This window comes from Exiguobacterium sp. s140 (assembly GCF_018617035.1).
Lineage (GTDB): Bacteria > Bacillota > Bacilli > Exiguobacteriales > Exiguobacteriaceae > Exiguobacterium > Exiguobacterium profundum.
Genome location: NZ_JACSJK010000001.1, coordinates 238,046 through 250,827 on the forward strand (window position 1 = coordinate 238,046; position 12,782 = coordinate 250,827).

Annotated in this window: 14 protein-coding genes; 10 read left to right on the plus strand and 4 right to left on the minus strand. The window is 46.8% G+C overall.

Going from position 1 to position 12,782, the window contains the following annotated elements:
- Positions 1–86 precede the first annotated feature (86 nt).
- On the plus strand, positions 87–1,784 hold the full coding sequence (locus KNO61_RS01270; protein WP_012726779.1) for a putative polysaccharide biosynthesis protein: 1,698 nt from the start codon (positions 87–89) through the stop codon (positions 1,782–1,784).
- On the plus strand, positions 1,784–2,497 hold the full coding sequence (locus KNO61_RS01275) for a pseudouridine synthase (protein ID WP_214683939.1): 714 nt from the start codon (positions 1,784–1,786) through the stop codon (positions 2,495–2,497). Before KNO61_RS01270 ends, KNO61_RS01275 begins: the two co-directional genes overlap by 1 nt.
- Positions 2,498–2,561: 64 nt before the next feature.
- Here KNO61_RS01275 and KNO61_RS01280 read toward each other — a convergent pair whose 3' ends face one another.
- Both KNO61_RS01280 and KNO61_RS01285 read right to left on the minus strand, forming a co-directional pair.
- On the minus strand, positions 2,562–3,188 hold the full coding sequence (locus KNO61_RS01280; protein ID WP_214781594.1) for a DUF3885 domain-containing protein: 627 nt from the start codon (positions 3,186–3,188) through the stop codon (positions 2,562–2,564).
- Positions 3,189–3,291: 103 nt separating this feature from the next.
- Complete coding sequence (locus KNO61_RS01285; RefSeq protein ID WP_012726776.1) at positions 3,292–3,513, minus strand: DeoR family transcriptional regulator; 222 nt, start codon at positions 3,511–3,513, stop codon at positions 3,292–3,294.
- Positions 3,514–3,821: 308 nt separating this feature from the next.
- Between KNO61_RS01285 and pepV the strand changes: the two genes are divergently transcribed.
- Genes pepV through KNO61_RS01315 form a run of 6 tightly spaced genes read left to right on the plus strand, consistent with a single transcriptional unit; the run spans position 3,822 to position 10,840 of the window.
- The gene (gene pepV, locus KNO61_RS01290; protein ID WP_214683942.1) at positions 3,822–5,210 is read left to right on the plus strand and encodes a dipeptidase PepV; all 1,389 of its coding nucleotides are present in this window, start codon (positions 3,822–3,824) and stop codon (positions 5,208–5,210) included.
- Positions 5,211–5,269: 59 nt separating this feature from the next.
- Entirely contained in the window at positions 5,270–6,421 is a 1,152-nt protein-coding gene (locus tag KNO61_RS01295; RefSeq protein WP_214683943.1) for an MFS transporter, read from the plus strand.
- A gap of 5 nt (positions 6,422–6,426) precedes the next feature.
- Complete coding sequence (gene thpR, locus KNO61_RS01300) at positions 6,427–7,002, plus strand: RNA 2',3'-cyclic phosphodiesterase (RefSeq protein ID WP_214683944.1); 576 nt, start codon at positions 6,427–6,429, stop codon at positions 7,000–7,002.
- A complete protein-coding gene (locus tag KNO61_RS01305) occupies positions 6,972–7,811 on the plus strand; it encodes an NERD domain-containing protein (protein ID WP_214683945.1) in 840 nt (279 codons plus the stop codon). Before thpR ends, KNO61_RS01305 begins: the two co-directional genes overlap by 31 nt.
- A 19-nt stretch (positions 7,812–7,830) precedes the next feature.
- Positions 7,831–9,996, plus strand: coding sequence for a type I pullulanase (pulA, locus tag KNO61_RS01310; RefSeq protein ID WP_214872532.1), 2,166 nt, complete (start codon positions 7,831–7,833; stop codon positions 9,994–9,996).
- 43 nt (positions 9,997–10,039) lie between these two features.
- Entirely contained in the window at positions 10,040–10,840 is an 801-nt protein-coding gene (locus KNO61_RS01315) for a phosphotransferase family protein (RefSeq protein WP_251024858.1), read from the plus strand.
- Between the two features lie 35 nt (positions 10,841–10,875).
- On the opposite strand, the gene KNO61_RS17545 is transcribed toward KNO61_RS01315, so the two are convergent.
- Entirely contained in the window at positions 10,876–10,986 is a 111-nt protein-coding gene (locus tag KNO61_RS17545) for a hypothetical protein (RefSeq protein ID WP_012726769.1), read from the minus strand.
- Positions 10,987–11,124: 138 nt separating this feature from the next.
- Between KNO61_RS17545 and trmB the strand changes: the two genes are divergently transcribed.
- Together trmB and KNO61_RS01325 are read left to right on the plus strand one after the other, a co-directional pair.
- Positions 11,125–11,772 (plus strand): tRNA (guanosine(46)-N7)-methyltransferase TrmB, encoded by a 648-nt coding sequence (gene trmB / locus KNO61_RS01320; protein ID WP_078147215.1) that lies wholly within the window; start codon positions 11,125–11,127, stop codon positions 11,770–11,772.
- 105 nt (positions 11,773–11,877) lie between these two features.
- On the plus strand, positions 11,878–12,387 hold the full coding sequence (locus KNO61_RS01325; RefSeq protein WP_240499834.1) for a hypothetical protein: 510 nt from the start codon (positions 11,878–11,880) through the stop codon (positions 12,385–12,387).
- 38 nt (positions 12,388–12,425) lie between these two features.
- Here the strand turns inward: KNO61_RS01325 and dhaM are convergent, their stop codons facing one another.
- Positions 12,426–12,776 (minus strand): dihydroxyacetone kinase phosphoryl donor subunit DhaM, encoded by a 351-nt coding sequence (gene dhaM, locus KNO61_RS01330; protein WP_251030879.1) that lies wholly within the window; start codon positions 12,774–12,776, stop codon positions 12,426–12,428.
- Positions 12,777–12,782 lie beyond the last annotated feature (6 nt).

A 12,782-nucleotide genomic window follows, 5' to 3' on the forward strand; every position in this document is an offset into this window, starting at 1 on the left:
TCCGTAACAGTAAGAGTATAATGAGAAGCGGTTGTTTTGTAAAACCGAATTCATTGAAATCGTTGATTTATAGATGGAGGTACCTCATGTCATCAAGCGCCAAACAAGATTCTGGAAGAGCCTCCTTCGTCAAAGGAACGCTTCTTTTATCAGCGGGAAACTTGATTTCCCGAATGTTAGGACTACTGTACACGTTCCCGTTCCAAGCGATGGTCGGGATTGCCGGAGTGACATTATATCAAGCAGCATATACGTATTATGCGATCATGATTTCCATTTCGACGGCAGGGATTCCCGTTGCCGTTTCGAAATTTATCGCAAAATATAATGCACTAGGAGAATACGGGACAAGTCAACGACTGTTCCGACAAGGGATGAAGCTGATGCTTGCGACCGGTGTCGTCGCTTTTTTATTACTCTTTTTTGCAGCACCATGGTTATCCGAACTGATGGTCCGAAACTCAGAGAACAATCAGCAATACATTGACTCACTCACCCTCGTGACACGAAGCGTCAGTTTTGCCTTACTGCTCATCCCGGCGATGAGTATGGTACGTGGTTATTTCCAGGGACATCAAGACATGGCACCGACGGCAATCTCACAAGTGGTCGAACAGATTGTACGCATCCTGTTCCTCCTCAGTGGAACGATGCTCGTCTTGTTCGTCTTTGCGGATTCAAACTTCATTCAACCGATTGCCAATGCCCTCGGAGGGACGCAATCTGTTGAAACGACTGAATTGAACGGGTTGAAAGTCATTGCCGTCACGATTGCGACGTTCAGTGCGTTCATCGGGGCAATCGGTAGTTTCGCCGTGCTCATCATGTATTGGAAACGTCGAAAAGACATTCATCGTCAGACAGAGAATCCGGCGGGCACACCGGTCCGCTCGATGAAATCGTTGTTGCTCGAATTGCTTAGCTATTCGATTCCAATCGTGATGGTCGGGGTATCGACCCCTCTCTATCAATTGATTGACCAGTTGACGATGGTCAATACGTTGCTCAGTACGGGTGCGACCGTTTCTGAAGCAACGTCGGCGTATGGCTTTTTGACCGGGAACGCCCATAAAATTGTGTTGATTCCAGTCTCTGTCGCGGCGAGTGTATCGATGGCGACGATCCCGCTTGTGACTCGTTCGTTCACGACGGGGGACATGCAAAAAGTTCGGAATCAAGTAAACCATATTTTCCAAGTCTCGTTCTTCGTAACGATTCCTGCGGTCATTGGTCTCGTAGCACTTGCGGAGCCATTGTTTGGCACCTTGTTCCCGGGTGACCGTGAAGGATGGGTATACTTGTTCCACTACGCACCAAGTGCCTTCTTCTTGGCCTATTACTCGGTCGCGGCTGCGATTCTCCAAGGGATTAACCGTCAGTACTTCACCATCTTTGCCACATCGATGGGACTGTTGACGAAACTTGCATTGAACGTACCGCTCGTCTATTGGCTCGGCGGAATCGGAGCCGGGTACGCGACCATCGCTGGATACATCGTGGCCATTATTCTCATGGTATGGATGATTCAACGAACGCTCCACTTCCCGTATAAGCAACTGCTTCGTCGCACCATCTTGATGTTCTTGATGGGTGGGGCGATGTTCGCTGCCGTCTTCCTCTCTCTTCTCGTTACAATGAATGATGAGGCGAGTTGGGGGAACGACATTTTTGCGACAATCGTGGGAGTGACAATCGGCGTTCTCGTATATGGATACCTCGGGTGGCGGAGCCATCTCGCAGGTAAATTACTAGGGAAACGCTTTGAATATCGGAGGAAAATGTAATGCGGATTGATAAGTTGTTAGCGAACATGGGATATGGTTCACGGAAAGACGTGAAAATCCTACTGAAACAAGGGGCGGTGCGAGTCGATGAGGCACTTGTAAAAGATGCAAAACGGCACGTCGACCCATCATCAGAGAAAGTCACGGTGTTCGGGGAAGTGGTCGAGTATCGTCCGTACATTTATTTCATGATGAATAAGCCGGAAGGTGTGATCAGCGCGACGGAAGATCAAGTCGAGACGACGGTCATCGACTTGATTGATTCTGAGTATACCCATTATGACCTCTTCCCGGTCGGTCGTCTCGATAAGGACACGACGGGACTGCTCCTCATCACAAACGATGGCGCATTCAATCATGCGCTCATGTCACCTCGCAAGCACGTCGACAAAGTATATATCGCCGAGGTCGACGGAGAGATGACAGTAGAGGATATCAAGACGTTCGCGAATGGGGTCGAGTTAGAGGATGGATATACGACGAAGCCGGCCCGTCTTGAAATACTGAGCAAGAGCGGACGTCGGTCGGTCATTCGCCTCACATTGTCTGAGGGGAAATATCACCAAGTGAAACGAATGGTCGCGGCGGTCGGCAAACATGTCGAACGATTGGAGCGTGTTCAAATTGGGGAGCTAGAACTCGATGAGACGCTTGAGCTCGGGGCATATCGTGAGTTGACGGAAGAAGAAGTTCAACTGTTTCTTCAATCATAAGAAGATGAGAGAATCTGTCTGATGGGACGGATTCTCTTTTTGTATAAAAAGCTCTGATTTTCGATTATATCTTTTTAAAAATGGCATCAAAATCATCACGCCAAGAGTCAACCAACCAGTCGTTATATTTATGATACAAAGGAACAAGTGGTTCAACTTCATTTGAACTTATGATACAACCTCGATCATCGTACATATGAAACACGATGTTCTTTTCGGTGCTAATAAAGTAAACAGCTTGTCCAATTGAAGGTTCTCTTCCTTGCTCGTAATTTCCTATACCTCTAAGGATTTTTTCGTAAGAGATTGACTTGATCTGCGAGGATACAAATTTTGCTTTATATTCATGTTTGATTTCAATAATTTCCCCTGTTATTTCGTCAATATCTTCATTTAATTCAAATAACGTTTCTTCTTCAATCTGTTGTTTCATGAATAAACCATACAAATATTCGGGAGTGGTATTCCCAAACATGATGTCCTCTGTTTCGTTCCAATCCTTGATAAAGATATGGATGTAATCATCAGATTGAAACACTTCCTCAAACAATGTAGTAACTCTGTTTACAACTTGCTCTACTCTCTCATCCGTTCCGTTTTTATACGGTTCGCCAAGTTCGAATCTTAGATGGACTTCTCCAGATAGGTTTGGGAAATTGTCCTCTATGTACTTCATTATTTCTTCTTTCACATCATCACCTCATCTTAAACAACTGATACAATCTAAAACCACAAAACCTTCATCCATAAAAAAGAGACCTGAACGCCAGGTCTCTTGAATATACATATACAATTCAATTTGCCGTCTTGAGTGAACGTTTTGATGAAGTCCACGTGCCACGGCTAGGGCTCTCCACAAGGTTATTGTACTCAAGTACGTTCAAATCACGTTGCACAGTGCGTGACGTGATGCCGAACTCTTCTACTAGTTCTGAAGTGGTAACGGATTCCCTTTCATTGATGAACAAATAAATGGACTTGATGCGCGTTAACATCCGATCTGTTGAGCCTTTCATTGGATAACCTCCCAATGTGTAGAATAATGACAAACCATACCTACAGACGACAAAATGAAATATAAAATTGTTATTTTCTAAAATTACACCTTTAGTATACCGCTCTTGAGCAAAAATGCAAGTGGAAAGCACGAACAATCTGTTTGTAAAGATTTGATTATGAACGTAAATATCGAATGAAGATTATTTTTTTACATCGAAAAGAAGCTTAAACACGAACGAAAAAAACTTTTCTAAATGAATGTTCGTCTTTCATACATTTGGATATACTAGTAAGGGAGAGAACATTCGCAAAAGGGGAGATGAACATGAATTGGAGACAGGAAGTCGACAATCGTAAAGATGCATTTTTAGAAGATTTGAAAGGATTACTTCAAATCCCTAGCGTGCTCGATGAATCGAAAGCGGCACCGAACATGCCGTTTGGTCCTGAGGTTCGTCAGGCGCTTGACTACATGTTTGAAATCGGTGAGCGAGATGGATTCAAAACAAAGGACGTCGGCGGTTACGCGGGACATTTGGAATACGGGGACGGTGAGGAAATCGTTGGCATTCTATGTCACCTTGACGTCGTCCCAGCAGGCGATGGCTGGACATATGGCGCATTCAATCCGACCATCACGACTGACGGGAAAATTGTGGCGCGTGGGAGTAACGATGATAAAGGTCCGTCTATGGCAGCATACTACGGATTACGAATCGTCAAAGAGCTCGGCTTACCACTTTCAAAACGCGTCCGTTTGATTGCAGGTTGCGATGAGGAGAGCGAATGGCGCTGTGTCCGTGAGTATTTCAAACAAGAACAAATGCCGACATACGGATTTGCGCCAGATGCGGATTTCCCGATCATCAATGCTGAAAAAGGATTGTATGACGGTGTGTTGACTCAATTACCGATTCAACGTGTACCAGGCTCTGCCTACCATCTCGTGTCATTTACGAGCGGGGAGCGTCCGAATATGGTGCCGGACTTCGCGAAAGCCGAATTGAAGACGGATGAGGTACTCGAGGAAAAGTTCGAGGCCTATCTCGAAAAATATGAAGCGGACGGAACGTGTGAATACGATCGTGGCATATATACGTTCACGATGAAAGGTAAAGCGGCGCACGCGATGGAACCGGATAACGGGATCAATGCTGCGTACGTGCTGGCTGGGTTCCTGTTGCACCTTCCTCTCGACATTCAAGGGGAACGCTACATTGAACTCGTTCGTCACGTGTTTGCAGACTCACGTGGAATTTCTCTTGGGATTGAAGCGAGCGATGAGACGGGCGACTTGACGATCAATGGCGGCGTGTTCCGATACAATGAGGAAGAACGAACAGCAACGGTCAACATCCGTTACCCGTATACGGCCAAATTCGAAGAACGTTTACAAAACCTACGTGAAATCGCGTTGTCATTTGGCTTCGAGTTGAAGACCCGTCAACATATGCCGCCTCATCACGTGGCAGAAGATCACCCACTCGTGAAGACGCTAGCAGGCGTATACGAGCGTCAAACGGGAGAGCACGCGAACTTGATGGCCATCGGAGGCGGTACGTATGCACGTTCACTCGAAGCAGGTGTCGCGTTCGGCGCATTGTTCCCAGGAGCTAAAGATGTGGCGCATCAGGTCGATGAATATATGGAGATAGAAGATTTATTACGTGCCGCGGCAATCTATGCTGAGGCCATTTACGAGCTCGCTAAATAAGAAACAAGGAGAGCTGGCTGGTATAGTCGGCTCTCTGTCCTTTAGGAAGGAAGTTATCATTGGATTCGCAAAAGAAATTGTTTCAGTCTGTGTACGTCGCGATTTTCTTCGCGCAAGGGGCGTTGATCCCTTATATGACCTTATATTTTTCACAAACTAAGTTTGGACTGACTCCGAGCCAAGTCGGGATTATCGTAGCCATCTTACCGATTCTATCCATCGGCGTGCAACCACTATGGGGGATGTTGACCGACCGGACGGGAAGAGTCCGGGCCTGGCTGATTTTGGCGATGCTGAGCGCGGCGCTGATTTCTCTCACGTTTTTAGTGGCGACCTCATACGTTTGGATTGTCGTACTCATGGTGATTTGGTCCGTTTTCCAATGTGCTCACATCCCGCTAGTGGATATGATGACACTCGACTATACGACGCGGTCGAAAGTCGATTACGGTGCGATTCGCCTCTATGGCTCAGCAGGATTCGCCATTGCAGTCTTTGTGATGGGACGAATTTCGGATAGCACGTGGGGACTAGCTAGTACGTTCGTATTGAGTGCGATTTTACTGTTCCTTGGCAGCGTATTTGTTCGAATGATTCCTGAGAAAAGTTCGACTCGCGATGTGACGTTGGCATCTCTCTCATGGACGGCTGTTTGGAACAAACCCTTTGTGTTCTTCTTATGTGGGGGGATGCTCGTCTTCGGACCGATTTATGCGAATAACTATTATTTCGGTTTGTACGTGACGAATAGCGGTGGTTCGACGACGCTCGTCGGAACATTATTCCTCGTGGCAGTGTTATTCGAAATCCCGTTTATGAAAGTGGCTTCTCAGCTTATGGAGCGCTACGGAAGCGTCAGCGTTCTTGTTGGGGCCGCCATCATCTCGGCAGTTCGGAACGGGGTGCTTGCGTTAGAACCACCGATTTGGGTCGTATGGCTTCTCGCGATCGCACAAGGTCTCGTCGTCGGTCTCTTGATTCCCGTCGCGCTTCAATTCGTCCGGACGCTCGTCGATCGACAAGTTTCCTCGACGGCCATCGGGGTATATATGGCATTGACGTCTGGGCTCGCGACAGCTGGATTTAATATGCTCAGTGGTAAGATCATTGAACTTGACGATATTTTAGGCGTGTTTTGGATGTATACCATCGTCACGGCAATTGGAGCGTTGATTTGGATAGGAATGTCACGTCGCACGTTGAAAGGATGAATGAGATGAGTACGCATTACTTTATCGCGATTCCCATTGAATCAACGGAACTGGTTGACGTACAGCAAACCATCTTACCTTATTACTCCTATCGCCGAATCTATCGGCCTGAAGAGTTTCATATGACGATACAATTTTTAGGAAGCGTGGATGGGGATGAATTAGACGAAGTAAAAGAAATCACGCGTAGAATCTGTGAGGAGACTCTGCCGTTCACGTTGGAGTTTCGAGCCATCGACCATTTTGGGCGACCAGATCGGCCCCGCGTTCTAACCATCGTTCCGGATGCCTCCGAGCCCCTTCAACGGTTGGCGCATTCCCTCCGCCATGAACTAGTTGATGTGATTCCAAGATTGGACCGGAAGTCGTTTGTCCCTCACGTGACACTCGCTAAAAAATGGGGCGAAGGGGAGCGTGTCCCATACGTCCCCCCTGAATTTCACGCGACGGAATCAGTAGAAGAATTAATTTTATATGAAGTACAGCCGACTCATACACCTGCCTATCGAGCAGTAGACGTATTTCCGCTAAGACGGCCAGAGGAGGATATATGGCAATCCCGGTTAAAATTTTTGACGTAATCTCAAAATATGAACGTGATGTATTAGATCAATATAATCGTTATTTGGAGTATGTGGAATCCGATACGGCACGCCTACAGCGCCTTCATGAAAACAATCGCTTGAATCCGGTCGAAGTGCTCGAAATCGAAAGACCGTGGTGGAAGTTTTGGGCGAAGACGGAGCGAATTGAATTAGAGCCAAAGCCGCTCTCTGAATCGCAATATCAAAAGCTGTTAAGGGAGCGCCGGCATATCCAAAAGCTTCAATTCGCTTGTGAAGGGGTGCTTGAGACGGATTTACCACATCTGGCGTTTATTCGTGACTTCGCCTATCGTGTGATGCGTACCGATTGGAACGAACGACACTTTTTCTTGTATCGACCGGTCATCGAATGGAATGGTGCAACGGTTGAGTTGAGCCACCTCATCATCGGACCGACGCATCTGTATATCATAGAATGGCTTGAAGGCGATCGAAGTATCTATCACATATCGAAAGAGAAGACATGGGTTCATCAACCGCTGAAAGGGGAAAATACCCGTGTAGTGAACCCGCTAATTGCATTGACACGGACAGAAGAACTTATTCGTCAAGTTCTACCGCATTATGCGGGTGTGCTACAAAAAGTCGTCATTGCGACAAATGGATATTTTGATAACGTTCCAACTGTTCGATCGACCCAATATGTCGGTCGTAACGAATATACGGAATGGATGAAACAAGTGAACGGACGTGCACCGATTGTAAAAGCACAGCAGATTCGTGACGTTGCCACCGTATTAGAAGTGACTGCCAAGTTACCGTTTCGTCAATTCATGGATCAGTGATTGAGAGGAAGGGACGCATATGCATCACACACCAGATCAAAAGACCGCCTCACATGTGACCATCGAGAGCGCGTCTTTCGTATCATTTGAGACCATACAACTTGAGATTGTGCGCGAATATGAATCCGTTCCAGTACAAATCGAACAGAATGGACGCCCGGTCGACTACCTCGTCGAGCAACAGTTTGTGACGGAATCCGGAAAGGTCGAACAAATCCTTCGTTTAAAGGAACCAATCTCTTTAGAAACGTTATACACCGTCTGCCACCCGGGTCAAAAGACGACGGTTGTCGTACCAAGAGAAATCGTCCGTTCAGAGGAATTCGAACGGCGTTTCTCATATGATGGTCCACTCGGCGTATCGTTTACGCCGCACGGAATGGAAGTGACGGTATGGTCTCCGGTTGCTTTATCCATGTGGATTACAGTGCATGATGATACGAATCACAGAGAAATTGAGCGATTTCACATGAACCGCGGCGCACGCGGGGAATGGAGTGGTGAAATACCACAAGCGTTCCAAGGTATGTTTTATCGCTTAGAAGTGAAAACACCGGTCGATACGAGGCAAGTCGTCGATCCTTATGCGCGAGCCGTCAGTTTGAACGGTGAGTATGGCGTATTGCAAGATGTGGCGCGATTTGTCAAGAAACAGGTCGAACAAGCCATGCGCCCCCCTTTATGGAAGGCAACGGATGCCGTCATCTATGAGTTGCACATCCGAGACTTCACAAGCCACCCCTCATCGATGAGTCAATTGAAAGGGCTGTACGGTGGGGTGTCTGAAAAAGGAGTTCGGACGAAAGAAGGCAATAGTGCCGGACTCGACTATTTAAAAGAACTTGGCGTGACCCATGTCCAGTTGCTTCCTGTTCATGATTTTGGAAGTGTCGATGAGGCGACGCGTATGCCGTACAACTGGGGCTACGACCCGATTCATTGGTTCGCGCTTGAAGGAAGTTATGCCTCAAGGCCCGATGTGCCGATGAGTCGTGTGTTCGAATATGCGACACTCGTCTCTGACTTGCATCAAGCTGGTCTTCGAGTCGTTACAGACGTCGTGATGAATCATATTTATATTCGAGAACAATCCCCACTCGAAGCGCTCGTACCATACTATTATTTTCGATACGAGCACGACGGGACGATAGCGAACGGAACCGGTGTCGGGAATGACACGGCCTCAGAACGCTATATGATGCGACGTATGATTGTCGACTTCGTGACGTATTTCGCAACAACCTATCAAGTGGATGGGTTCCGCTTCGATTTGATGGGGATTCATGATGTCGAAACGATGAATCAAGTACGGGCCGCGCTCGATAAGGTGGATCCCTCCATTCTCGTCTATGGAGAAGGGTGGGACTTAGCGACACCGCTTGGACAGTCGTTGAAGGCGACGTCACAAAATGCTGCACGCATGCCTCGTATCGGACACTTCAACGATATGATTCGAGATGCATTGAAAGGGTCAACGTTTAATGACAGGGAACGCGGATTCATCTCTGGCAATGAGTGGAGAGAGTGGGAACTTCGAGAGTGTCTCACCGGAGCCGTGCATATTCCGAACGTGACGGTCGGACGTTTCCCGAGTCCGGCTTACTCCATCAATTATGCGGAAGCCCATGACAACTATACGATCTATGACAAGTTAATGTTATCTTGTGAAGGAGTCGATGAGACGACTCGTCTTGCCATGCAACGTCTTGCCAATGCGGTCGTCATCACATCTCAAGGCATCCCGTTTATCCATGCCGGTCAAGAGTTCGGACGCACGAAACATGGTGTCGAGAACAGTTATAATTCACCCGATCACATCAATCATTTTGATTGGGATCTTCGTGACACACGGATCAAAGACATCGAGTATGTGAAGACGCTCTTGAAGTTACGGCGACTCCATACATGTTTCCGCTATGATTCGAGACAAGAAGTCATTGACCATTTCACGTTTCTCCCATCGCCGCCTGGCGTCATTATCTATGAGTTGACGGCCAGTCATTCTTACGATGCGTGGCAACGGGTTCGCGTCTATGTGAACGGTACGTTCGACTCGCTTTCATTTGAGAGCGATGCGAAATGGAACGTTTACGTTCAAGGAGAAACGGCAAGTCTCGTTCCGCTCGCACGAAACCCAGCACACATTCAAGTCGAGTCGTTGTCAATGACGATTCTCGCGTGTTAAGATGTTGATTGTATCTCTTTAATTCAAGTAAGATTTGAGCGTGATGAATATGTATTCAGATATAGTCGGTGCGCTCGGGAAAGAGTGGACAGTCGCTTCAGCCGGAGGTATCACGGGCGAAGCGTATGTAGCGACGACGCGCCAACAGAAGATTTTTGTCAAACGAAATTCTTCTCCGTTTCTGGCAATCTTGTCAGCGGAAGGAATCGTACCAAAGCTTCTTTGGACAAAGCGAATGTTTAACGGGGACGTGTTAAGCGCCCAACAATTTATCGAAGGCCGCGAACTTTCACCAGAAGATATGAAGCGACCTGATGTCGCGGCGCAACTCGGCAAGATTCATAATTCGAAAGAGCTATTATTCATGTTGCAACAGCTGAACCACACACCGGTGACGCCGCACTTGTTGCTCCGTCAGTGTGAAGCATATGAACAAGATGAAACAGACCGAATCATCGGAGAAGCCGTACAATGGCTAAAGCACCATTTGCCAAAAGTCGACGAGCAAGAATTTGTCGTCTGTCATTCTGACCTAAACCATAATAATTGGATTGAGGATGAGAGCGGCCTACTCTACTTGACGGATTGGGATGACGCAATCATTGCAGACCGCGCGTTCGATTTGGCGATGGTTGTCTATAGCTATATGGATGAAGTGGAGTGGGAGCGCTGGTTCTCGCATTACGGGGTACGTGTTTCGAGTGAGCTCCACAATCGAATGCATTGGTATGCGATCGCCCAAACGATTTTGACAATCTATGGGGAAGAGAATGACTCGGCGCGAACTGAAGGATTTCATGTACTACGCGAGCTGATGGATGAGGCGTACGAACGAATCAATTAAAAGGGATGGCTGTTCGCCACCCCTTTTTGAATGTGTTAAATGTCATCTGGATTCATAAAGTAAGCCCAAACGAACGTGGCGATGACACCAGCGAAAAACGTCAGTGGAGCTGCATAAAAAATAAGAAACTGATCTAAAGTACTCATCGTATTTAACCTCCTTGTGAAGGATGATTCACGTTCATTAAACTATGATTTCGTGTATAATCGCAAGAGGACTGCTCGTCCGTAACGTGCATATTCCCATTAAACTTGAACATTTGATGAACGAAAGGTAGGATTTTCATGCGTTTACGACATAAGCCTTGGGCAAAAGAATATATGGAAGCTCAAGAACATGTATTTATTCAACATCCTGAACAGTTGAAAGGTAACTGGAGCACTGAATTCGGGAATGACCACCCGCTCTTTATCGAGGTCGGCTCAGGAAAAGGACAATTTATTTTAGGGATGGCGCAACAACACCCGGATGTGAACTTTATTGCGATCGAGTTGTTTGAGAGTGTAGCCGTCTCTATCGTACAAAAATTAGTCGAAACCCCGATGCCGAACGTGAGAGTGTTGACGGTCGATGCGAAACGACTCGTCGACTATTTCGAAGCGGGAGAAGTCGATCGCGTCTACTTAAACTTCTCCGATCCGTGGCCAAAGACACGACATGCGAAACGTCGCTTGACATATAAGACGTTTTTAGCGACATATGAGGCGATTCTTCCGAAAGCTGGAGAGATTCATTTCAAGACGGACAACCGTGGATTGTTTGAATATTCGCTTCAGAGCATGAGTCAATACGGGATGTTCTTCACAGAAATTTCACTAGATTTACATGTCAATGAACCAGAAGATAATATTCGAACAGAGTATGAAGAGCGCTTCAGTGCGCTCGGTCAGCCGATTTACCGAATGGAAGCCGTCTTCCGTCCGAAAAATTGACACGCTTTTTTCTTATTTTAATAGTATTTTCTTCACACTTTTTTCTTTCTTCTTGGTACAATAGGAATGACGCTAAACTGGAATAAGAGAAGGGGGAACATGGGGATGTTGAAAAAAGCATGGGCAAGCCTGCTTGCAGTAATCTTCATTCTAACAATCGCACCAATGAATACCTCAGCGAACGAAGCGTTCTTAGACGCTCTCGAAGAGGATTTGAAAGCAACGCATTACGACTATAAAGAAGGAACGGCTGAAATCATCAAAGAAGAGACGCTTCGCCATTCAAACGGCAACGAAGTCATCGCTGCTGTCGTAGAGCTCGATACGATTCGTGATGGGATCTTCATCACACGTAAAACCGAGTATCATTACTTTGATGCGACAGACAACAAGATTCTTACATCAGCGGACCTCGTAGAAGTAGAAGGGGCCTCAGAGTTTGCAGATGCGAACATCGACATGCTCGGTCAACAGATCGTCTATTGGTTACCGGTATTGGTCTTGCTTCTAATGATTGCGATTCCGGCACTCATTTTGTTCTTGGTTGTACCACGTTTCTATTCAACAAGTTCATATATGAATGCCGTATATGAAAAGAATGACAACCCAAGATAAGACATGAAAGTACCCCGTTCAAGAGAACGGGGTACTTTTTACTGTTGTTTTAACTGTTCGACGATATCAGTTAGTGACATCCCATTTCCTGAAGAAACGGAGGCGATGAAGGCACTCTCGACAATGGGACCGTCAAAAAATTCGACATGTTTGTCACCTTCGTACATGTCGATGGCGAGTTCCGCATTCATCGTCGCCGACCCGATATCACTGAGGAGAAGTGCCTCTCCATCGACCTGGTCGAGTGCCGATAAGATGCGATTCACATCCGTTCCGATAGCGCCATCTTCAAGGCCACCGGCTAGATGAATGGGCACGGACGGTGCCATTTCCTTCATCAAATCTTGGATTCCTTCCGCAATTTTTGCACTGTGCGAGACGATGATCAATTCAAC